This is a genomic window from Nonomuraea sp. B10E15 (assembly GCF_039871615.1).
In the GTDB taxonomy this organism is placed as follows: domain Bacteria; phylum Actinomycetota; class Actinomycetes; order Streptosporangiales; family Streptosporangiaceae; genus Nonomuraea.
Map to the genome: position 1 here is coordinate 38646 of NZ_JBDPMB010000036.1, position 25349 is coordinate 63994.

Annotated in this window: 2 protein-coding genes; both read right to left on the reverse strand. The window is 73.4% G+C overall.

Annotated elements, in window-relative coordinates; genetic code table 11:
- Positions 1 to 31: 31 nt before the first annotated feature.
- Positions 32 to 11224: a type I polyketide synthase gene (locus ABGB14_RS47305; protein ID WP_347650453.1), complete on the reverse strand. Its 11193-nt coding sequence runs from the start codon at positions 11222 to 11224 to the stop codon at positions 32 to 34.
- 246 nt (positions 11225 to 11470) lie between these two features.
- Positions 11471 to 25339, reverse strand: coding sequence for an SDR family NAD(P)-dependent oxidoreductase (locus ABGB14_RS47310; RefSeq protein ID WP_347650454.1), 13869 nt, complete (start codon positions 25337 to 25339; stop codon positions 11471 to 11473).
- Positions 25340 to 25349 lie beyond the last annotated feature (10 nt).

Sequence of the window (25349 nt, forward strand, 5' to 3'; positions counted from 1 at the left end):
TGTTGCCTTCCTAGCCGTCGGTGACGCCTGCTCAGGAGAGTCCGAGTTCGCTGTCGATGAAGTTGATGATCTCGTCGGCGGTCGCCGAGCTGAGCTGGCCCGCCACGTCCTCGGCGGCGGTGTCGGCCTCGTGGTGCCGTTCCTTCCACGAGAAGGCCAGCTGTTCGAGCCGGGAGGTGATCTCCCCTGCGGTGGCGCAGCCGGCCGCCATGACGGCCAGCCTGGCCTCGATCCGGTCGAGCTCCGCCAGGATCTGCTGCTCGGCGCTGTGGGCCGGCGGCGCCAGCTCCTCCAGCAGGTGCCCGGCGAGCGCGGCGGAGTTCGGGTAGTCGAACACCAGCGAGGCCGGCAGCCGCAACCCGGTGACCGTCTTCAGGCGGTTGCGCAGCTCCACGGCCGTCAGCGAGTCGAACCCGATCTCCTTGAACGCCCGCGCCGGTTCGACCGCCTCGGGCCCGGGGAAGCCGAGCACCGCGGCGACGTGGCCGCGTACCAGGTCGAGCAGCATCGGCAGCCGGTCGTCGTCGGGAAGGGCGGCCAGCCGGTCGGTGAGCGAGTCGGCCTGCGGCGCCTCGGCCGCCACCACCGCGCGGCGGGTGGCGATGCGGACCAGGCCGCGGAACATCGGGTGCCCGAAGCCCTTGGCCGCTCCCGCGCGCAGGACGGCGAGGTCGAGGTTGATCGGTACGAGCGCCGCCTCGTCCACGCCCAGTGCCCGGTCGAGCAGCTCCAGGCCCTGGTCGACGCCGAGTGCTCCCATGCCGGACCGGCTGAGCCTGCCCAGGTCGGCCTCGTCGAGGTGCCCGGTCATGCCGCTGCCGCTCTGCGGCGTCCACAGGCCCCAGGCCAGGGACGTCGCGGCCAGGCCGCGGGCCCGGCGGTGCTGGGCGAGCGCGTCCAGGAACGTGTTCGCCGCCGCGTAGTTGCCCTGCCCCGGGCTGCCGAGCACGCCGGCCGCGCCCGAGTACAGGACGAACTGGGCCAGGTCGAGGTGCTCGGTCAGCTCGTGCAGGTTCACGGCCGCGTCCACCTTCGGGCGCAGCACGGCCGCGACCCGTTCCGGGGTGAGCGACGAGATCATGCCGTCGTCGAGCACTCCCGCCGTGCTGACGACCCCGGTGAGCGGGTGCTCGGCGGGGATCGCCGCGAGCAGTCCGGCCAGGGCGTCGCGGTCGGCGGCGTCGCAGGCGACGATCCGTACGGCGGCGCCCAGCCCGGTCAGCTCCTCCTCCAGCGCCGCCGCGCCGTCGGCGGCGGGGCCACGCCGGCCGGCCAGCACCAGGTGCCGGACGCCGTGCTCGGTGACCAGGCGCCGGGCGGCCATGGCGCCGAGCGCGCCGGTCCCGCCGGTGACGAGCACGGTGCCGTCGGGGTCGAACGCGGGCGGCGCGGTCAGCACGACCTTGCCGATGTGGCGGGCCTGGGCGACGTGCCGGAACGCCTCGGGGGCGCGGCGCACGTCCCAGGTCCGCAGCGGCGGCAGGCGGAGCGCGCCGCGCTCGAACAGCTCGGCGATCTCCGCCAGGATCTCGCCGGTCCTGGACGGGTCGAGCAGGGTGAGGTCGAAGTTCTGGTAACGAACTCCGGGCAGGCCGTCGGGGTCGCGCACGTCCGTCTTGCCCATCTCGATGAAGCGCCCGCCGGGCCGCAGCAGGCCGAGCGAGGCGTCCACGAACTCTCCGGCGAGGGAGTTGAGCACGACGTCCACGCCCGCCTCGAAGGTCCGCGCGAACTCCAGCGTCCTGGAGGAGGCGATGCGCTCCGCCGGGACTCCCAGCTCGCGTACCGCGGGCCACTTGGGCTCGCTCGCGGTGCCGTACACCTCGGCGCCCAGGTGGTGGGCGAGCTGCACCGCGGCCATGCCGACACCGCCGGCGGCGGCGTGCACGAGCAGCGACTCGCCGGCCCTGAGACCGGCCAGGTCCACCAGGGCGTGGTAGGCGGTGACGAAGGCGATCGGCACGGACGCGGCCTGCGCGTACGACCAGTCGCCGGGGATGCGGGCGAGCATCCGGTGGTCGGCGACCGCCTGCTGGGCGAACCCGTCGATGATGCCCATCACCCGGTCTCCCGGCGCGAACGCGGTGACGTCGTCCGCCACTTCGATGACGACGCCGGCGCCCTCGCCGCCCATGGGCGCGTCGCCCGGGTACATGTCCAGGGCGATCAGCACGTCGCGGAAGTTCAGCCCCATGGCCTGGGTGCTGATGCGCACCTGGCCGGGGGCGAGCGGCGCGACGGGCGCGGGCATCAGGTCGAGGTCGTCGACCGTGCCGCGGCTGGTCACGTCCAGCCGCCAGTTCGCCGCCCCGGCGGGCGGGACGAGCGCGCCGCCGCTGCCCGGACGGCCCAGGCGGGGCGCGTACGCGGTGCCCTTCCTGATCGCGAGCTGGGTCTCCCCCGTCGCGAGCGCGGCGGGCAGCGCACGGTACGACTCCGGGTCGCGGTCGAGGTCGGCGATGACGACCCGTTCGGGGGTCTCCGACTGCGCGGACCTGACCAGGCCCCAGACCGCGGCGTTGACCAGGTCCGCCACCTCGTCGTCCGCGGTGGCGCCGACCGCGCCGTGGGTGATGAGGACGAGCCTGGACGCCGGGTGGTCCTCGTCGGCCAGCCACGTCCGCAGCAGGTCGAGCACGTGGCAGGTCCGGTCGTGCACCGCCGCCGCCAGTTCGCCGCCGTGCCCGCCCTCCAGCGGTACGGCCACCCAGTCGGGCACCTGCCCGCCGGCGATCAGGTCGGCCACGGTCCCGGTGGCAGTGAACTCGGCCACGGACCCGGTGGCAGTCAGATCCGCCACGGACCCGGTGGCAGTGAACTCAGCCACGGACCCGGTGGCAGTCAGATCCGCCACGGACCCGGTGGCAGCCAGATCCGCCACGGACCCGGTGGCAGTCAGGTCGGTGAGGGTGTCGGGCGCCTGCGGGGCGGCACCCGGCACCGCCAGGGCCGACGGGTCGCCGACGACCGCCCACCGCTGCTCCCCCGCGGGTTCGCCGGTGGGGACGGGCGCCCATTCGAGGGTGTAGAGCGCGTCGTCGTCCGCGACTCGCGCCGGCGTGCCGAGTTCGGCGGGCAGGGGGCGCAGGATCAGCGAGTCCACGTCGGCGACGGGGACGCCGGTGGTGTCGGTGACGGCCAGCGCCACGCGGTCGGCGTCGCGGGGCGTGAGCCGTACGCGGATCGACGCGGCGCCCGTCGCGTGCAGCCGCACGCCGGTCCAGGCGAACGGCATGCGCGGCCCGTCCTCCGCGGTGGCCGCGTTGAGCGCGACGGCGTGCAGGGCGGCGTCGAGCAGCGCGGGGTGCAGCCCGAACCCGCCGGTGCCGGTGTCGTCCGGCAGGGCGACCTCGGCGAACAGCTCCTCGTCGCGCCGCCAGACGGCCTTGAGCCCCTGGAAGATCGGTCCGTAGCCCAGGCCGACCTCGCCGAGCCAGCCGTACATGCCGTCCAGCGGGAGCGGCTGCGCGCCCTCGGGCGGCCATGCGGCCGTCTCCTGCGCGGGCGGTGGCGCGGTCACCGGGGCGAGCACGCCGGTGGCGTGGCAGGTCCACGGGTCGTCGGCGGTCCCGCCGTCGGGCCGGCTGTGCACGGTGAGCTGCCGCCGCCCGTCCTCACCGGCGGCGCCCACGGCCAGCTGCAGCTGGACGGCGCCGCGTTCGGGGACGATGAGGGGCGCCTGGATGGTCAGCTCTTCGAGGAGGCCGCAGCCGGCCTCGTCGCCTGCCCGGATGGCCAGGTCGACGAATGCCGTGCCGGGCAGCAGCACCTGCCCGTTGACCTTGTGGTCGGCCAGCCACGGGTGGGTCCTGAGCGACAACCTTCCGGTGAGCAGCACTCCGTCGGCGTCGGCCAGCGAGACGGCCGCGCCGAGGAGGGGGTGTCCGGCGGCGCCGAGCCCGGCCGCGCCGACGTCGCCCGCGACGACGGTGCGCTCCTCCAGCCAGAAGTGCTGGTGTTGGAAGGCGTAGGTGGGCAGGTCGATGATCCGCGGGCCGGACTCGGCGTAGGTTTGCGGCCAGTCGACGTCGACGCCGCGTACCCACAACTCGGCCGCACTCGACCACACCCGGGCAAGACCACCATCATCACGCCGCAACGTGCCACACACCACCACCTCCCCGCCCGCACGCTCAACCGTCTCCTGCACCGCCATCGTCAACACCGGATGCGCGCTGACCTCAACAAAAACCCCGAAGCCCTGCTCCGCCAGCGCACCCACCGACGGCTCCAACCACACCGTCCGCCGCAGGTTCTCATACCAGTACGAGGCATCCACCTCGCCCCCGGACAACCACTCCCGCCGCACCGTCGAGTACCACGCCACGTCGGCCTCACGGGGCGTCACCGGAGCCAGCAACCGGGCCAGCTCCCCCTCGATGGCCTCCACATGCGCCGAATGCGAGGCATAATCCACCTCGATCCGCCTGGCCCGCACCCCCTCCGCCTCGCAATGCGCCAGCAGCTCGTCGATCGCGTCCACATCACCCGACACCACCGTCGAAGCGGGACCGTTCACCGCCGCAACCGACAGCCGGCCCTCCCAGCGGGACAGCAGCTCACCCACCTCCGCGGAGCCGAGCGCCACCGACGCCATGCCGCCGCGCCCGGCCAGCGCCACGATCGCCTGGCTACGCAACGCCACCACCCGAGCGCCGTCCTCCAGCGACAACGCACCCGCCACCACCGCCGCGGCGATCTCCCCCTGCGAATGCCCGATCACCGCAGCCGGAACAACCCCGAGCGACCGCCACACCTCCGCCAAAGAGACCATCACCGCCCACAACACCGGCTGCACCACATCCACCCGGTCAAGACCAGGCTGGCCGTCCTCGCCACGCAACACACCCGTCAACGACCAGTCCACGAACGGAGCCAGCGCCGCCTCACACTCGGCCATCCGCGCCCCGAACACCGGCGAGGCGTCCAGCAACTCCACACCCATCCCCAGCCACTGCGACCCCTGGCCAGGGAAGACGAACACCGACTTACCACCACCACCGGCGACGCCCTGCACCACACTCGAGACGGCACCATCGGCCAGCTCACGCAGCCCGGCTATCAGCTCATCCCGATCAGCGCCCACCACCACCGCACGGTGATCGAACACCGACCGCGAAACCACCAGCGAATGCGCCACATCCACCGGCCGCGCACCAGCGCCCGCACCGGCCACCGCATCAGCCAACCGGCCCGCCTGAGCCCGCAACGCCTCCGCACTACGACCCGACACCACCCACGGCACCACCGGCACCCCATCCACCGGCTCACTCACCGGCCCACTCACCGGCCCACTCACCGGCTCAGGTTCCTGCTCCGTGGCGGGCCCCTGCTCGATGATCACGTGGGCGTTGGTGCCGCTGATCCCGAACGACGAGACGGCCGCGCGGCGGGCGTGCCCGTTCTGCTGCCACGGCTGCGGCTCGGTCAGGAGCTCGACCGCGCCGGCCGACCAGTCCACGTGCGGCGACGGCTCATCCACGTGCAACGTCTTCGGCAACACCCCATGACGCAGCGCCATCACCATCTTGATCACACCAGCCACACCCGCAGCCGCCTGCGTATGACCGATGTTCGACTTCACCGACCCCAACCACAACGGCTCCCGCCGGTCCTGCCCATACGTCGCGATAACCGCCTGCGCCTCGATCGGATCACCCAACGTCGTCCCCGTGCCATGCGCCTCCACCACATCCACCTCAGCCGCCGACAGACCGGAATTCGCCAACGCCTGCCGAATCACCCGCTGCTGAGACGGACCATTCGGCGCCGTCAGACCATTACTCGCACCGTCCTGATTCACCGCACTGCCCCGCACCACGGCGAGCACCCGATGCCCCAGCCGCTCGGCATCCGACAGTCGCTCCACCAGCAACATCCCGACGCCTTCCGACAGGCCGAAGCCGTCCGCCGCGCCGGCGAAGGACTTGCACCTGCCGTCCCTGGCGAGCGCGCCCTGCAGGCTGAACCCGATGAACCCGACGGGGCTGCACATCACCGTCACGCCACCGGCCAGCGCGAGGTCGCAGTCGCCGTTCCGCAGCGCCTGCACGGCCAGGTGCAGCGCCACCAGCGACGACGAGCAGGCGGTGTCGACCGTCACGGCCGGACCTTCGAGGCCCAGCGTGTAGGCGACCCGTCCGGACACGATGCTGCTGAGCGTGCCGGTGACGAGGTGCCCCACCGATTCCAGCGGGATCTGGTCGGAGTTGCGGCCGTACTCCTCGTAGGCGGCGCCCACGAACACGCCGGTACGGGTGCCGCGCAGCGAGGCGGGGGCGATCCTGCCGTGCTCGATGGCCTCCCACGAGGCTTCGAGGAGGAGCCGCTGCTGCGGGTCCATGGCCAGGGCCTCACGCGGCGAGATCCCGAAGAACGCCGGGTCGAACTCGCCCGCGTCGTACACGAATCCGCCGTCCTGCGTGTACGAGGCGAGCGGCGCGTCCGGGTCGGGGTCGTAGATGCCCTCGACGTCCCAGCCGCGGTTGTCGGGGAGCGGGGAGATGGCGTCCCTGCCCTCGAAGACCAGCCGCCACAGGTCGTCGGCGTTGTGCACGCCGCCGGGCAGCCGGCAGGCCATCCCGACGATCACGATCGGGTCGTCGGCGACGGGGCCGCCCGCTCCGCTCGCGGGCACGATCTCGGCCTGCGTGCCGAGCAGCTCGTCGCGGACCAGGCTCGCGAGCACCTTGACGTTCGGGTAGTCGAAGATCACGGTCGCGGGCAGCCGGACGCCGAGTGCGGCGTTGAGCCGGCCGCGCAGCTCGACCGCCGTGACCGAGTCGAAGCCGAGGTCCTTGAACGCCCGGTCCACCTCCACCTCGGCGGGGGCGTACCCGAGCACGGCGGCCACCTGCTCGCGCACCTGCTCCACCAGCAGGCGCTCGCGGTCCTCGTCGCTCATCGGCAGGAGGCGGGCGCGCAGTTCCGAGGACTCGGTGGTGGTCTCCGTCTCGTTCTCGCGGACCGCGAGGGCCTCGGGTACGCCGTCGAGCAGGGGGCGCGGCCGGGAGGCGGTGAAGACGGGGGTGAAGCGCGCCCAGTCGACGTCGGCGATGACGAGGTTGCCCTCGCCGTCGTCGAGCGCCTGCCGCAGGCCGTCGATGGCCATCGCGGGATCCATGAACGCGACGCCGGTCCTGCGGGCGTCCTCCTCGTCGAGGAGGGTGGTCATGCCGCCGCCCGCGGCGTCCCAGAAGCCCCAGGCCACGGCCGTGCCGGCGAGGCCGCGGCCGCGGCGGTGCGCGGCGAGCGCGTCGAGGTAGGCGTTGCCGGCGGCGTAGGCGCCGTTGTGCGCGCCGCCCCAGATGCCGGCGCCGGAGGAGAAGAGCACGAAGGCGTCGAGCGGGACGGTGAGGATCCGGTCCAGGTTGGCCGCTCCGGTGATCTTGGCCTGGGTTGCCCGGACCAGCTCGTCCGGCGTGAGCCCGGTGATCGTCTGGATGTGGGGCACGCCCGCCGTGTGGAAGACCGACCGGATGGTGTCGCCACCGTCCTCGACCTCGCGTACGAGTGCGGCGAGCGCGTCGCCGTCGGCCACGTCGCACTTGGCCACGGTCACCCGCGCGCCGAGCTCTTCCAGCTCGGACACCAGTTCGGCGGCTCCCGGCGCGTCGGCGCCGCGCCGGCTGGTGAGCACCAGGTGCCCGGCGCCGCCGCCGGCGAGCCAGCGCGCGACGTGCGCGCCGAGGCCGCCGGTGCCGCCGGTGATCAGTGCGCTGCCGCGCGGCCGCCAGCCCTCGGCGGGGCCGGTGCCCGTTCTGGGCGCCCTGGTGAGCCTGCGGGCGAAGACGCCGGAGGCGCGGACGGCCACCTGGTCCTCGTCCTCGATGCCGGCGAGCACGGCCACCAGGCGGGCCGCCACCCGCTGGTCGATCGTCTCCGGCAGGTCGACGTGGCCGCCCCAGCGGCCAGGGTGCTCCAGGCCGAAGACGCGGGCGAGCCCGGCGACCGCGGCCTGTTCGGGGTCGCGCAGCAGGTCGACCCGGCTGACGCTCTCGGCGCCGTCGGTGGCGACCCAGAGCGGCGCGTCCACGCCGGCGTCGTCCATGGCCTGCATCAGCGCGAGCGTCTCGGCCGGGCCGCAGAAGAGGGACAGCACGCCGGCCGGCTGGTCGTCCTCGCGCAGCAGCGCGGCGAGGTCCTCCCTGCCGGCGGCACGGACCGTCACGCACCGGGCCCCGTGCCGTTCGAGCGCGTCGACGACGCAGCTCACCGCGTCGTCCGCGTCGCTGCCTGCGTCCCCGTCCGGGGTCCTGCCGGCCGGGACGACGACGCGCCACGTGCCGGACAGCGCGGGCGGTTTCCCGCCGGGAACGGTGAGGGGCGCCCAGGTGACGCGGTAGCGCCAGGAGTCGAGCACGTCCTGGTCGCGCCTGCGCCGCCGCCAGGACGACAGCGCCGGCAGGATCGCGGCCAGCGGGGAGCCGTCCTCGATGCCGAGCGTGGCGGCGAGGGCGGCCACGTCCTCCCGCTCGACCGCCGCCCAGAACTCGGGGTCGACGGAGTCCGCGGCCGGCTGCTCCGCCGCGCCGGTGCCCGGCATGTACCAGAAACGCTTGCGCTGGAAGGCGTACGTGGGCAGGTCGACACGCCGGGGGCAGGCGTCGGCGAAGTAGGCGTTCCAGTCGACGGTGACGCCCCGGCAGTGCAGGTGGCCGAGCGCCTCCGCGAAGGCGCGGGCCTCGTCGCGGTCCTTGCGCGCGGCGGTGACGAAGGCCGCGGCGTCGTCGCCGTCGAGTGTCTGCCTGGCCAGGCTGGTCAGGGTCCCGTCGGGGCCGATCTCCACGAACACCGTGGCGCCGCCGGCGCGGGCGGCGGTGACGGCGTCGGCGAAGCGGACCGCCTGGCGTACGTGGTCGACCCAGTAGCGGGCGTCGGTGAGCTGCCCGGCCTCCGCCTTCCTGCCGGTGACGTCGGAGATGACGGGGATGGCGGGCTCGTGGTACGTGAGCGACCCGGCGACCTGCCCGAACTCCTCCAGCATCGGCTCGACCAGCGGCGAGTGGAAGGCGTGGGAGACGCGCAGCCGCCGGGTGCGCACCTGCCGCCCGGCGAGCGCTTCGGCGATCTCGTCGATGTCCGCCTCGGAGCCGGAGACGACAACCGCGCCCGGCGCGTTGACGGCGGCGATGCCGGTCCGGCCGGCGCGGCCCTCCAGCAGCGGCAGCACGTCCTCCTCGGGTGCGGCGACGGCGAGCATGGCGCCGCCCGCGGGCAGGGCCTGCATGAGCCGGGCGCGGGCGGCGACCAGCGTGCAGGCGTCGGGGAGCGAGAGCACGCCCGCCACGTGGGCGGCGGCGATCTCGCCGACCGAGTGCCCGGCGAGCACGTCGGCCTCGACGCCCAGCGAGGTCAGCAGCCGGTACAGCGCCACCTCGAAGGCGAACAGCGCGGGCTGGGTCATGCCCGTCTCGTCCAGCACGCCGTCGGGGTCGGTGAACATCACGTCCCTGATGGGGTGCGGCAGCAGCGGGTCGAGGACCTTGCAGACGTCCTCCAGCGCGTCGGCGAACACGGGGAACGTCTCGGCCAGCGCGGCGCCCATGCCGACCCGCTGGCTGCCCTGGCCGGCGAACAGGAAGGCGACCTTGCCGCCCGCCCCGGCGCCGGTGACGGTTCCCGGCGCGGCGGAGCCGCCGGCGAGGGCCAGGAGCCCGGCCATGAGCTCGTCCCTGCTCTCCCCCACGATGACCGCGCGCTGGTCCAGCGAGGCCCGGCCGGTGGCGAGCGACCAGCCCACGTCGGCGGGGCGCAGGTCCGGCCGCTCGTCCAGCCAGCCGGCCAGCCTCTCCGCCTGCGCGGCGAGCGCCTGCCGGTCGCGGGCGGAGACCGCCCACGGCACCAGCGGCAGGGCGAGCCCGGCGGCCTCCTGCTCGTCCTCGGCCGGCGCCTCCTCGATGATCAGGTGGGCGTTGGTGCCGCTGAAGCCGAACGCGGAGACGGCGGCGCGTCGGGGCGCCTCGTCCCGCTCCCATTCCCGGCCCTCGGTGAGCAGCTCGACCGCGCCGGCCGACCAGTCGACGTGCGTGGACGGCTCGTCCACGTGCAGCGTGCGCGGCAGCGCGGCGTTCCGCAGGGCCATCACCATCTTGATCACGCCGCCGACGCCCGCGGCGGCCTGCGCGTGGCCGATGTTCGACTTGAGCGAGCCCAGCCAGAGCGGCCGGCCGCCGTCACGGTCCTGCCCGTACGCGGTGATGAGCGCCTGCGCCTCGATCGGGTCGCCCAGGGTCGTGCCGGTGCCGTGTGCTTCGACGGCGTCGACCTGGGAGGCCGACAGTCCCGCGTTGGCCAGCGCCTGCCGGATCACCCGGACCTGGGAGGGCCCGTTCGGGGCGGACAGGCCGTTGCTGGCGCCGTCCTGGTTGACCGCGCTGCCCCGGATGACGGCCAGCACCTGGTGGCCGTTGCGCTGGGCGTCCGACAGCCGCTCGACCAGCAGCACGCCCACGCCCTCGCTCCAGCCGGTGCCGTCGGCGGAGTCGGCGAACGACTTGCACCGGCCGTCGGCGGACAGTCCGCGCTGCTGCGAGAACTCGATGAACGTGTTGGGGGTTGCCATGACGGTGACGCCGCCGGCCAGCGCCAGCGAGCACTCGCCGCGGCGCAGCGCCTGGACGGCGAGGTGCAGGGCCACCAGGGACGAGGAGCAGGCCGTGTCGATGGAGACCGCCGGCCCCTCCAGGCCGAGCGCGTACGAGACGCGACCGGAGATGACGCTGCCGAGCGCCTCGGCCCGGAAGTAGTCGTGGTACATGACGCCGGCGTAGACGCCGGTGCGGCTGCCGCGTACCGAGGCCGGGTCGATGCCGGCGCGTTCGAACGCCTCCCAGCACGACTCCAGGAACATCCGCTGCTGCGGGTCGGTCCCGAACGCCTCGCGCGGGGAGATGGCGAAGAAGCCGGCGTCGAAGTCGGCGGCGTCGTAGACGAAGCCGCCCTTGCGCGCCGTGGTCGTGCCGGGGTTGTCGGGGTCGGGGTGGTAGAGGTTCTCGCTCCAGCCCCGGTCGGTGGGGAACTCGGAGATCGCGTCGCCGCCGCCGTCGACGAGCCGCCACAGCTCCTCGGGCGAGGTGACCCCGCCGGGGTAGCGGCAGCTCATGCCGACGATCGCGATCGGCTCGTGCTCCCTGCCCTCGATCTCTCGCAGTTGCTGCCTGGTCTGGTGCAGGTCGGCCGTGACCCGCTTCAGGTAGCCCCGGAGCTTGTCTTCGTTTGCCATCAGAGCCTCCTGAGGGGGCCGTCGCCTTCAGGCGATGGAGGAATCGGAAGCCGGAGGGCCGCCAAGGCCCGAGCGTGGATAGGCAGAACCTCAGACATGGTCGCCACCTCCGGATAGGATTGAGCTTGTGCTTTCGGGCATCGGTCAGGGCTTGGCCGTCGTCTCCCGCGCGAGCGGGGCGAGAAGCTGCTCCCTTCATGGAGCGGAGGAGTCACCGAACTAGCCCTTCTCAGTCGCTGCGAAATATCAAGAGATCTCAAGCTCGTTGTCGATGAAGGCGAACATCTCGTCGTCGGAGGCGGACTCGATCTGGTCCACGACGTCGGATGTCCCGCCTGGGCCGTTGAGGCCGGACAGGAGCTCCTTGAGGCGCGTGGTGAGCCGGCTGCGCACCGTGCTGTCCTCGGCGAGTGTGGTGAGTGATTCTTCGATCTGGTCCAGCTCCGCGAAGAACCGCAGGATGCCGGCCTCCTCGTCCTTCGTCTCGGCGAAGTACCCCATGAGGTGCTCGGTCAGGGCGACCGGGGTGGGGTAGTCGAAGACGGCGGTGGCGGGGATCCGCAGCCCCGTGGCCTTGCCGAGCTGGTTGCGGAACTCGACCGCGGTCAGCGAGTCGAACCCGAGGTCCTGGAACGGGCGCTGGGGGTCGATCGCCGATCCGTCGCTGAAGCCCAGCACGGTGGCCGCCTGGCCGCGGACGATGTCCGCCAGCGCCGAGCGGCGCTCGTCGGGTTCCAGCGTGGCCAGCCGGTCGGCGAGCCCGTCGCCGGTGCCGGCCCGCCGTACGGAGGTCCTGGCGCTGGTGCGGGCCTGCACGAAGCGGGCGGGGATGAGCAGTGCCTTTCCTGCCGGTACGGCGGCGTCGAACAGGGCGAGCCCGTCGTCGGCGGACAGCGGCGCCAGCCCCATCCGCGCCAGCCTGCGCAGGTCGGCCTCGGACAGCTCGCCCGACATGCCGCCCTGCTCCCACAGCCCCCACGCCAGCGACGTCGCCGCCAGCCCTTCGGCGGCCCGCAGCTGGGCGAGCCCGTCGAGGAAGGCGTTCGCCGCCGCGTAGTTGCCCTGACCCGCTCCCCCCAGCACGCCCGCCATCGACGAGAACAACACGAACGCCGACAAGTCCAGACCACGCGTCAGCTCGTGCAGATGCCAAGCCGCATCCGCCTTCGGCCCCAGCACCCGGTCCAGCCGCTCACCCGACAACGACGTGACCACGCCGTCGTCCAGCACGCCCGCCGTGTGCACCACACCCGCCAGCTCGTCCACGCCCTCCAGCAGCCGGGCGAGCGCGTCGCGGTCGGCCACGTCGCACGCGGCCACGTCCACCTCGGCACCCAGTTCGGACAGCTCCGCGGCCAGGTCGGCCGCGCCAGGCGCGTCCGGCCCGCGCCTGCTGACCAGCAACAGCCGCCTGACCTCGTGCTCGGTGACCAGATGGCGCGCCACCAGCGCACCCAGCCCACCCGTACCGCCCGTGATCAGCACCGTTCCGTCAGGTCCGAACACCGGCTCCGGCTCCGCCAGGTCCGCGGCCCTGCCGAGCCGCGGCGCAAGCAGCTCACCGCCTCTGATCGCCAGTTGCGGCTCCCCGGTGGCCAGCGCCTGGCCGACGACCGCCGGGTCCAGCCGGTCGGTGTCCGCGTCGCCGTCGAGGTCCAGCAGCACGAACCTGCCGGGCTGCTCCGCCTGCGCGGCCCTGACGAGCCCGCCCACCGCCGCGTGGGCGAGGTCGGGACGCTCGCCGGGGGCGGTGGCGACGGCGCCACGCGTGAGGATGACCAGCCGCGCCGATTCGAGCTGCTCCTCGGCCAGCCAGCTCTGCAGCAGTTCGAGGGTCTCGTGCGTCGCGGCGTGGTGGTCCCCGGCCGGGCAGCGGACCAGGACGGCCTCGGGCAGGTCGGCCGGGTCGTGCAGCGAGCCGAGGGTGGCCGCGTCCGGGTAGGTCGCCGCGCCGGTGCCGAGGTCGTCGGCGCCGAGCAGCGCCCACCTGACCGTCTCCTGCGCGGGCTCGCCGGTGACGGGCGTCCACTGGATCTCGTGGAGTGCGCCCCTGTTCGTGCCGCCCAGTCGCGCGGCGGCCAGGGGGCGCAGGGAAAGGGTGTCGACGACGGCGACCGGCGCGCCCAGCTCGTCGGCGATGGCCAGCGTGACGGCGCTCCCACCGGCGTTGGCGAGCCTGACGCGCAGGCTCGTCGCCCCCGCCGCGTGCAGGGACACGCCCGACCAGGCGAACGGCAGGTACGGCCGTCCGGGCTCCGGCCGGGGCAGCAGGCCGCCCAGCGCGGTGGCGTGCAGCGCGGCGTCCAGCAGCGCGGGATGCAGCCCGAACCGGCCGGCGTCCGCGTGCGCCTCCTCGGGCAGGACGATCTCGGCGAACACCTCGCCGCGCCGCTCCCAGGCGCTGGTCAGCCCCTGGAACGTCGGCCCGTAGTCGAGCCCGATCGCCACCATGTCGTCGTAGAGGTCATGGACGGCGACCGGCTGGGCGCCCGCGGGCGGCCACTGCGCGAGATCGACGTCGGGCTCCGGCACGCTCGCCGTGAGGGTGGCCTGCGCGTGCTGGGTCCACTCGGTGGAGTCCTGCGCCCGCGAGTGGATGGCCAGCGCCCGCCGGCCCGGCTCCTCGGTGGCCGTGGACACCAGCTGGAGCTGCACGCCGCCGTCCTCGGGCACCACCAGCGGGGACTGGAGGGTGAGCTCCTGCAGGTGCGGGCAGCCGCTCTCGTCCCCGGCCCGGACGGCGAGCTCCACCAGCGCCGTGCCCGGCACGATGACGCTGCCGCCGACCACGTGGTCGGCCAGCCAGGGGTGCGTGGCGACCGACAGCCGCCCGCTGAAGATCACCGTCTCGCCGCCGGCCACCTCGGTCGCCGCGCTGAGCAGCGGGTGCTCGACGGCTCCCAGGCCCGCGGTGGTGACGTCGCCGGTGCCGGGTCCCGGCCGGAGCCAGAAGTGCTCGTGCTGGAAGGCGTAGGTGGGCAGATCCACGCGGGACGGGCGCGCCGCCGCGAAGTACGCCGCCCAGTCGACGGTGACGCCGTGCGCGTGCATCCGGCCCAGCGCCTGGACGAACGTGCCCGCCTCGGGCCGGTCCTTGGCCCTCGTGCTGACGAAGGTCTCGTCTCCCGTGAGGGTCTGCTGGGCGAGCCCGGTCAGCGTGGTGTCGGGGCCGAGCTCGACGAAGACGGTGGCTCCGGCCGTACGGGCGGCGGCGACGCCGTCGGCGAACCGGACGGCTCCGCGTACGTGCTCGACCCAGTAGGACGGGTCGGTCAGCCGGCCGGGCTCGGCCAGGCGGCCGGTCACGTTGGAGACGACCGGGATCGTGGGCTCGTGGAAGGTGATGCCGCCGATCGCCTCGGCGAACTCGGCGAGCATCGGCTCCATCAGCGGCGAGTGGAAGGCGTGCGAGACCCGCAGCCGCCGGGTGCGCGCCTCCGTCCGGCTCTCGATCTCCGTGATGGCCGCCTCGTCACCGGACACCACCACCGCAGCCGGACCGTTCACCGCCGCGATGCCGGCGCGGTCCTCGTACCCGTCGAGCAGCGGCAGGACGTCCGCCTCCGGGGCGGCGACGGCCAGCATCGCGCCACCGGCGGGCAGCGCCTGCATCAGGCGGGCGCGGGCCGCGACCAGCGTGCAGGCGTCCTCCAGCGAGAACACCCCCGCCACGTGGGCGGCCGCGATCTCGCCGACCGAGTGCCCGGCCAGCACCGCGGGCGCGACGCCCAGCGATTCCAGCAACCGGTACAGGGCGACCTCGAAGGCGAACAGCGCCGGCTGGGTCATGCCCGTCTCGTCCAGCACCTCGGCGGGGCCGCCGGCCATGGTCGCCCGCAGCGGGTGCGGCAGCAGCGGGTCGATCACCCGGCAGATGTCGTCCAGCGCCTGCGCGAAGACCGGGAACGCGTCGGCGAGTTCCCGTCCCATGCCGACCCGCTGGCTGCCCTGGCCGGCGAACAACATCGCCGCCTTGGCCCTCGACCGGGCCAGGCCGGTCTCGACCGCCGGCTCGCCGTGCCTGCCGTCGGCCACCGCCGCCAGCGCCGCCAGCAGCTCGGCGCGGTCCGCGCCGGCGACGACCGCACGGTGCTCCAGCACCGCCCTGCCCGTCGCGAGCGACCAGCCGACGTCGGCCACGTCCAGGTCCCGGCGCGACTCCATCCAGGTGCGCAACCGTGCCGCCTGCGCCGCCAGCGCCTCCTCGCTCCTGCCGGACAACACCCACGGCACCACCGGCAGCTCGGCCGCCGGCTCGGGCACCTGCTCCGGCTCGGCCGGCGACTCCTCCAGCACGACGTGCGCGTTGGTGCCGCTGATGCCGAAGGAGGAGACGGCGGCGCGTCGGGGCGCCTCGTCGCGCTCCCACGGCCGGGCCTCGGTGAGCAGCTCGACCGCGCCGGCCGACCAGTCCACGTGCGTGGACGGCTCGTCCGCGTGCAGGGTCCGCGGCAGCTCGCCGTTCCGCAGGGCCATGACCATCTTGATGACGCCCGCGACTCCGGCGGCGGCCTGCGCGTGGCCGATGTTGGACTTGATCGACCCCAGCCACACCGGCCGGTCCTCGGCGCGGTCCTGCCCGTACGTGGCCAGGATCGCCTGCGCCTCGATCGGGTCGCCCAGGGTCGTGCCGGTGCCGTGGGCCTCGACCGCGTCCACGTCGGCCGCCGACAGGCCGGCGTTGGCCAGCGCCTGCCGGATCACCCGCTGCTGCGAGGGCCCGTTCGGGGCGGTCAGGCCGTTGCTGGCGCCGTCCTGGTTGACCGCGGAGCCGCGCACCACGGCGAGCACCTGGTGCCCGTTGCGCCGCGCGTCCGACAGCCGCTCCACCAGCAGCACGCCCGAGCCCTCCGAGAGCCCGACGCCGCCTTCCGACTCGGCGAACGCCCGGCACCTGCCGTCGACGGACAGGTTGCGCTGCCGGGAGAACTCGATGAACGTCCACGGCGTCGCCATCACCGTCACGCCGCCGGCCAGGGCGAGGTCGCAGTCGCCGGACCGCAGTGCCTGCACCGCCAGGTGCAGCGCCACGAGCGACGACGAGCACGCCGTGTCCACGGTCATCGCCGGACCTTCGAGCCCGAAGACGTACGACACGCGGCCGGAGGCGACGCTGCCGGAGTTGCCGGTGCCGATCAGCCCTTCGAGCTGGTCGGGCACGGAGGACAGCTGGCTGGCGTAGTCGTGGTACATGACGCCGGCGAACACGCCGGTCCTGCTGCCGCGCAGCGCGGTCGGGTCGATCCCGGCCCGTTCGATCGCCTCCCACGACGTCTCCAGGAGCAGCCGCTGCTGCGGGTCCATGGCCAGGGCCTCGCGCGGGCTGATCCCGAAGAAGCCCGGGTCGAACTCGCCCGCGTCGTGCAGGAAACCGCCGTGCCGGGAGTAGGAGGTGCCGCGGTTGCCGGGCTCGGGGTCGTACAGCGTGTCCAGGTCCCAGCCGCGGTCGGCGGGGAACTCGGAGATCGCGTCGCCCCCTTGGGCGAGCAGCCGCCACAGTTCCTCAGGGGATTCGACGCCGCCGGGGAAGCGGCAGGCCATGCCGACGATCGCGATCGGCTCGTCGTCGGCCGCCGTGTTCCGCGCCTGGACGGCGCTCTCCTGCGTGCCGAGGAGCTCGCCTGCCAGGTAGCGGACGAGCGCTTCCGGGGTCGGATAGTCGAAGATCAGGGTGGCGGGGAGCCGCAGGCCCGTGACCGCGTTGAGCCGGTTGCGGAACTCGACCGCCATCAGCGAGTCGAATCCCAGCTCCTGGAACGGCATCCCGTCGTCGACCGCCGACGGGTCGGCCAGGCCGAGCACCACGGCGACCTGGGAGGCGACGAGATCCCGCAGCGCGGCCTGCTGCCCGGCCGGCGGCAGGGCAGCCAGCTGCTGCTTGAGCGTGGCCGCGGCCTCCGACGCGGCGGTCACCACGCGCCTGCCGGACCCGGAGACCAGGCCGCGCAGCAGCGGGGGAACGGTGTCGGCCTGGGCGCCCATGGCCTTGATGTCGAGGTGCGCGGGGACCAGCAGGGCGCGGTCGTGCCGGAGCGCGGCGTCGAACAGGGCGAGCCCGTCGTCGGCGGACAGCGGCGTCACGCCCATCCGCGCCAGCCTGCGCAGGTCGGCCTCGGACAGCTCACCCGTCATGCCGCCCTGCTCCCACAGCCCCCACGCCAGCGACGTCGCCGCCAGCCCTTCGGCGGCCCGCAGCTGGGCGAGCCCGTCGAGGAAGGCGTTCGCCGCCGCGTAGTTGCCCTGACCCGCTCCCCCCAGCACGCCCGCCATCGACGAGAACAACACGAACGCCGACAAGTCCAGGCCACGCGTCAGCTCGTGCAGATGCCAGGCCGCATCCGCCTTCGGCCCCAGCACCCGGTCCAGCCGCTCACCCGACAACGACGTGACCACGCCGTCGTCCAGCACGCCCGCCGTGTGCACCACACCCACCAGCGAGTCCGCGACCGAGGTGATCACTCCGTAGAGCGCCTCGCGGTCGGCCACGTCGCAGGCCGCCACGTCCACCCGGGCGCCCAGCTCCGACAACTCCGCCACCAGCTCGGCCGCGCCGGGCGCCTCCGCCCCGCGCCTGCTGACCAGCAACAGCCGCCTGACCTCGTGCTCGGTGACCAGATGGCGCGCCACCAGCGCACCCAGCCCACCCGTACCGCCCGTGATCAGCACGGTCCCGCCCGCGCCGAACGCGGGCCGCCCCTCACCGCTCGGCACGGTCCGGCTCAGCCTCGGCACCCACACCTGGCCGTCGCGCACGGCCAGCTGCGGCTCGTCCGAAGCCAGAGCCTCGCCGACCGCGTCGCCGTCCGCGTCGCCGTCGAGGTCCAGCAGCACGAACCTGCCGGGCTGCTCCGCCTGCGCGGCCCGCACGAGCCCCCACACGGCGGCCTGATGCACATCCTGTACGGGCGCGTCACCGGCGGGCACGGCGCCCCGGGTGACCACGACCAGCCGCGACGCCGCGAACCGGTCGTCGGCCAGCCACTCCTGCAGCGCCGCCAGCACGTCGTGGACGGCCAGGCGGGAGCCGGCGGGCGCTTCGATCAGCACGCGCTCGGGAACCGTCGCGGCTCCGGCCAGCGCCGCCAGGCTGGAGACGAACTCGTGGCCCGCCTCGGCCGCGTCGTTCTGCGGCAGCCTCACCCAGTCGAGCTGGAACAGCTTGTCGCGATGCTTTCTCGTGCCGGAGCCGTCCTGCGGCCCGACCGGCACCGGGCGGGCGGCCAGAGCGCCGATCGTGGCCACGGCCAGCCCTTCGGTGTCCATCAGCGTCACGGAGACCGCTCCCTGGCCGGCCGGGGAGATCCGCACGCGCAGCCTCGTCGCCCCGGACGCGTGCAGCGCCACATCGCTCCAGGCGAACGGCAGGTACGGCCTGCCGGGCTCGGGATCGGCCAGGAACCCGCCGAGGGAGATCGCGTGCAGGGCGGCGTCGAACAGTGCCGGATGCAGCCCGTACCCGCCGGCGTCGGTGTCGTCCGGCAGCGCCACCTCGGCGAAGACGTCGTCGCCCCGCCGCCAGGCCGCCCGCAGCCCGCGGAACGTCGTGCCGTAGTCGAGGCCCATGCCGGCGAGGTCGTCGTAATGCTCGTCCAGGGCCACGGCCCGCGCCTGCTCCGGCGGCCAGGTGCCGACCGGCTCAGGGACCGCCGCATCGGCCGCGGCGAGCACGCCCGCGGCGTGCCGCACCCAGTCGGTCTCGTCCTGGATCCGCGAGTAGATGCCGAGCTGCCGCCGCCCGTCCTCGTCCGGTGCGCCCACGGCCAGCTGCAGCTGGACCGCTCCTGGCTCGGGGACGATGAGCGGCGCCTGGATGGTCAGCTCTTCGAGGAGGCCGCAGCCGGCCTCGTCGCCTGCCCGGATGGCCAGCTCGACGAGGGCCGCGCCGGGGAGGAACACCTGCCCGTTGACCTTGTGGTCGGCCAGCCACGGGTGGGTGGCGACGGACACGCGGCCGGTGAGCACGACCTCTCCACCGGCGGCCAGGCCGGTGAACGCGCCGAGCAGCGGGTGGCCGGTGGCCTCGAGTCCGAGGCTGGCCGCGTCGCCCGCGCTCGCCGAGCCTTGCAGCCAGTAGCGCTGGTGTTGGAAGGCGTAGGTGGGCAGGTCGACCCGGCGGGGACGCGCGGGGGCGTAGGCCTGGGCCCAGTCGACGTCCACGCCGCGCACCCACAACTCGGCCGCGCTGGACCACAACCGGCGCAGGCCGCCGTCGTCGCGGCGCAGCGTGCCGACAGACACCGCCTCGACGCCCGACTCCTCCAGCGTCTCCCGCATGCCGATCTGCAACACGGGATGCGCACTGGCCTCCACGAAGAACCGGTGACCCGCCTCCGCCAGAGCACTCACCGCCGGAGCGAACCACACCGTCTGCCGCAAATTCTCATACCAGTACGCGGCATCGACCTCGGTTCCGGCCAACCACCCCCGCCGCACCGTCGAATACCACGCCACCCCCGCCTCACGCGGCCTCACCGGAGCCAGCAACCTCGCGAGTTCGTCCTGGATGGACTCCACATGCGCCGAGTGCGAGGCGTAATCCACCTCGATCCGCTTGGCCCGCACCCCCTCCGCCTCGCAGTGGGCCAGCAGCTCATCGACAGCATCCACATCGCCCGACACCACCGTGGATGCGGGACCATTCACCGCCGCCACCGACAGCCGGCCGTCCCAGCGGGTCAGCAGCTCCCCCACCTCAGCCGAACCCAACGGCACCGACGCCATCCCGCCACGCCCGGCCAGAGCGACGATCGCCTGACTACGCAACGCCACCACCCGAGCGCCGTCCTCCAACGACAACGCCCCCGCCACCACCGCAGCCGCGATCTCCCCCTGCGAATGCCCGACCACCGCCGCCGGAACCACACCGACAGACCGCCACACCTCCGCAAGCGACACCATCACCGCCCACAACACCGGCTGCACCACATCCACCCGGTCAAAACCCGGCTGGCCGTCCTCACCCCGCAACACACCCGTCAACGACCAATCCACAAACCGAGCCAGCACCGCCTCACACTCAGCCATCCGCGCCCCGAACACCGGCGAACACTCCAGCAACTCCACACCCATCCCCAGCCACTGCGACCCCTGACCAGGGAACACGAACACCGACTTGCCACCACCACCGGCGACACCCTGCACCACACCCGACGCGACGCCATCGGCCAGCTCACGCAACCCCGCCACCAGCTCATCCCGGCCAGCACCCACCACCACCGCACGGTGATCGAACACCGACCGCGACACCACCAGCGAATGCGCCACATCCACCAGCCGCGCCCTCTCACCGGCCCACTCACCGGCCCACTCACCGGCCACCGCATCAGCCAACCGGCCCGCCTGAGCCCGCAACGCCTCCGCACTACGACCCGACACCACCCACGGCACCACCGGCACCCCATCCACCGGCCCATCCACCGGCCCACTCACCGGCTCGACCTCGATCTCGGCGACCGGGGACTCCTCGATCACGATGTGCGCGTTCGTACCGCTCACGCCGAAGGAGGAGACGGCGGCGCGGCGGGGACGGTCGTGGCGATCCCACTGCCGGGACTCCGCCAGGAGCTCGACCGCGCCGGCCGACCAGTCCACGTGCGGCGACGGCTCATCCACGTGCAACGTCTTCGGCAACACCCCATGACGCAGCGCCATCACCATCTTGATCACACCAGCCACACCCGCAGCCGCCTGCGTATGACCGATGTTCGACTTCACCGACCCCAACCACAACGGCTCCCGCCGGTCCTGCCCATACGTCGCGATAACCGCCTGCGCCTCGATCGGATCACCCAACGTCGTCCCCGTGCCATGCGCCTCCACCACATCCACCTCAGCCGCCGACAGACCGGAATTCGCCAACGCCTGCCGAATCACCCGCTGCTGAGACGGACCATTCGGCGCCGTCAGACCATTACTCGCACCGTCCTGGTTCACCGCACTGCCCCGCACCACGGCGAGCACCCGATGCCCGTTACGTTCCGCGTCGGACAGCCGCTCCACCAGCAGTACGCCGACGCCCTCGCCCCAGCCGGTGCCGTCGGCGTCGGCGGAGAACGCCCTGCACCGGCCGTCGGGGGACAGGCCGCGCTGCCGCGAGAACTCCACGAAGGTGCCGGGCGTGGCCATCACGGTCACGCCGCCGGCCAGTGCCATGTCGCACTCGCCCGACCGCAACGCCTGCGCCGCCCAGTGCAGGGCGACGAGAGAGGAGGAGCAGGCGGTGTCCACGGTCACCGCAGGGCCTTCGAGCCCGAAGGTGTACGACAGGCGACCGGACACGACGCTGCCGGAGTTCCCGGTGGCGATGAGCCCTTCCAGCTCCGTGGGCACGGTGGTGAGGTGGGCCGCGTAGTCGTGGTACATGACGCCCGCGAACACGCCGGTCCTGCTGCCGCGCAGCGCCGCGGGGTCGATGCCGGCCCGCTCGATCGCCTCCCACGACGTCTCCAGCAGCAGCCGCTGCTGCGGGTCCATGGCCAGGGCCTCACGCTGCGAGATCCCGAAGAACGCCGGGTCGAACTCGGCCGCGTCGTGCAGGAAACCGCCCTGCTTCGTGTACGTGGTGCCGGAATTGTCGGGGTCCGGGTGGTACAGCCGGTCCAGGTCCCACCCGCGGTCCCCGGGGAACTCGCCGATCGCATCAGTACCGGCGCTCACCAGCTGCCAGAGGTCCTCCGGCGAGAGCACGCCGCCCGGGTACCGGCAGGCCATGCCGACGATCGCGATGGGCTCGTCGTTCAGCGGCGTCGTGGCCGCGGTGACGACCGTCGCCTCGGCCCCGGCTCCCGTGAGCTCCGTCTCCAGGTAGTCGGCGACGGCTCGCGCGTTGGGGTAGTCGAAGACGAGCGTGGCGGGGAGCCGCAGCCTGGTGCCCGAGTTGAGCTGGTTACGGAGTTCGACGGCCGTGAGGGAGTCGAAGCCGAGCTCCTGGAAGGCGCGGTCGGGCTCCACGGCGTCCATGGAGGCGTGACCGAGAACCCTGGCCACCTCCTGGCGGACCAGCTCCAGCAGCACCTTGCCGCGCTCGGCCGCCTCCAGCCCGGCGAGCCGGCGGGCCAGCCCGGACCCGGCCGCGCGGGCCACCTGGCGTGCCGATCCGCGCACCAGGCCGCGGAGCAGCGCGGGAAGCTCCGTACCCCGGCCGCGCAGCGCCGCGGCATCGACCCGCAGCGGCACCAGCGCCGCCGCGTCCGAACGCGACCCCGCATCGAACGACGCCAGCGCCTCGTCCACCGTCAGCGCCGGCAGGCCCTGGCGCCGCATCCGCTCGAAGTCGGCCTCGCTCAGCCAGGCGCTCAGCCCGGTGTCGGTGTCCCACAGCCCGAACGCCAGCGACGTCGCCACCAGCCCCGACGACCGCCGGTGCACCGCGAGGGCGTCGAGGAACACGTTCGCCGCCGCATAGTAGGCCTGTCCTGCCGCCAGGACGGAACCGCCCGCGGACGAGAACAGCACGAACGCCGACAGGTCCAGGTCACGGGTCAGCTCGTGCAGGTGCCACGCCGCGTCCGCCTTCGGCCCCAGCACCCCGTCAAGGCGCTCCACCGACAGCGACCCCACCAGCCCGTTGTCGCCCACGCCTGCGGCGTGCACCACGCCACGCAGCGCGCGCTCCTCGGGGATGGACGCGATCAGCGCGGCGAGCGCGTCACGGTCGGCCACGTCGCACGCGGCCACGTCCACCTCGGCGCCCAGTTCCGAGAGCTCGGTCACCAACTCGGCCGCGCCGGGCGCCTCGGGGCCGCGCCGGCTGACCAGCAGCAGGTGCCGTACGTCGTGCTCGGTGACCAGGTGGCGGGCCACCAGCGCGCCCAGCCCACCGGTCCCGCCGGTCACCAGCACGGTGCCGTCGGGGCCGAACACCGGCTCGCGCTGCTCCAGGCCCCTGACCCGGTTCAGTCTCGGCACCAGCACCCGGCCGTCCCGGACCGCGGACTCCGGCTCACGCGAAGAGACCACCGATCCGACGGCGGCCCACGACTCGGCGCTGCCGTCCACGTCCACGAGCACGAACCGGCCCGGGTTCTCCGCCTCGGCCGCCCGTACCAGCCCCCACACCGGAGCCGCCGACACGTCAACCCGATCGCCGTCGCCAACGGCCACCCCACCCCGCGTCACCACCACCAGCCGCGACGACGCGAACCGCTCGTCGGCCAGCCATTCCTGGACGGAAGTCAGCGCGTGCGCGGTGGCACGCCGTACCGCGGCGGGGATGTCGTCGCCGGGCTCGGTGACGGGACATTCCACGAACGCCCACTCGGGCATCGCATCCGTGTCCCTGAGCGACGCCAGGCTCGGATACTCCTCGTCTCCGGCGGCGGGGAGCTCGGCAGGCTCCGTCCAGGTCACCTGGTAGAGAGTGTCCAGGGCGCCGGCGGTGAGTTCGGTGGACAGGGCGCGCAGCGTGAGCGCGTCGATCTCGGCCACCGGGGCGCCGGTCTCGTCCGCGATGCTCAACCTGATGCTGGTCTCGGAGGAGCCGCGGGTGACCTTGACCCGCAGGCCGGTCGCACCCGCCGCGTGCAACGACACGCCGCTCCAGGCGAACGGCAGATACGGCCGCCCTTCCGCCCCCGGCACCAGACCACCCAACGCCGCGGCGTGCAGCGACGCGTCCAGCAACGCCGGATGCAACCCGAACCGTCCCGCATCGGCGTGCCCCTGCTCGGGCAGGGCGATCTCGGCGAACACCGCGTCCTGCTGCTGCCAGGCAGCCACCAACCCCTGGAACAACGGCCCATACTCCAGACCGATCGCCGCCATGTCGTCATACAGGTGCCCGACATCAACCGGCCGGGCACCCGCCGGCGGCCACTGCCCCGCAACCACGACCGGCTGCTCGCCCTCCTCAGCCAGCAATCCCTGCGCGTGCAGCGTCCACTCCGCCTGACCCTCACGCGAGTACAACCCCACCGGGCGGCCACCAGCGTCGTCACACGGACCGGCCACCAGCTGGACATCCACCCCGGCTCCGGCCGCCACCACCAACGGTGCCTGCATCGTCAACTCGACCAGCCGCGCACACCCCAGCTCCAGACCCGCACGCAACGCCAGCTCCACCAGCGCCGCCCCCGGCACCACCACCCGGCCATCCACCTGATGATCAACCAGCCACGACTGCCCATCGAGCGACAACCGGCCCGTGAAGGTATGGGTGTCGGAGTCCGGTGCGGAAATGGCGGCACGAAGCATGGGATGGTCGATGGCGCCCAGCCCGGCCGCGCCCACGTCCTGCGACTCCAGAGCCGCCGGCACCCAGAACCGCTCGTGCTGGAAGGCATAGGTCGGCAGGTCCACGAACCGGCCCGGGGCCAGCGCCGCCGTCCAGTCCACGGTGACGCCCTCGACGTGCAGCCGCCCCAGCGCTTCGACCAGCGCCCGGACCTCGTCCCGGTCCTTACGCACAGCCGGCACGAACACCGCATCCACGCTCTGCTGCGCCAACCCCGTCAGCACCCCATCCGGACCCACCTCCAAGAAATGAGCCGCCCCGCAAGCCGTCACCCCATCCGCGAACCGCACCGCACCACGCACGTGCTCGACCCAGTACGACGGGTCGGTCAGCTGGCCAGGCTCAGCCAGACGACCCGTCACGTTCGAAACAATCGGCAGGCCCGGCTCGTGGAAAGTGATGTCGCTGATCGCCTCCGCGAACTCGGCCAGCATCGGCTCCATCAACGGCGAATGGAACGCATGCGACACCCGCAACCGGCGCGTCCGCACCAGCGCCTGGCCCTCGATCTCCGCGATCGCCGCCTCGTCACCGGACACCACCACCGCAGCAGGACCGTTCACCGCCGCGATCCCCACCCGGTCCTCACGACCAGCCAAGAGCGGCAGGACCTCGACCTCCGGGGCAGCCACCGCCAGCATCGCCCCACCAGAAGGCAACGCCTGCATCAACCGCGCACGAGCAGCCACCAACGTGCAGGCATCCTCCAACGAGAACACCCCCGCCACATGAGCAGCAGCAATCTCCCCGATCGAATGCCCCACCAACACATCCGCCCGCACACCCAACGAAGCCAGCAACCTGTACAGCGCCACCTCAAAGGCGAACAACGCAGGCTGCGTCATCCCCGTCTCGCTCAACACACCCTCGGGATCGGAGAACATCACCTCACGC

What these genes read in the sequence shown, in the direction of transcription:
- ABGB14_RS47305 (WP_347650453.1), bottom strand. Translation starts at nt 11,224, where the DNA reads ATGGCAAACGAAGACAAGCTCCGGGGCTACCTGAAGCGGGTCACGGCC.
- ABGB14_RS47310 (WP_347650454.1), bottom strand. Translation starts at nt 25,339, where the DNA reads ATGTTCTCCGATCCCGAGGGTGTGTTGAGCGAGACGGGGATGACGCAG.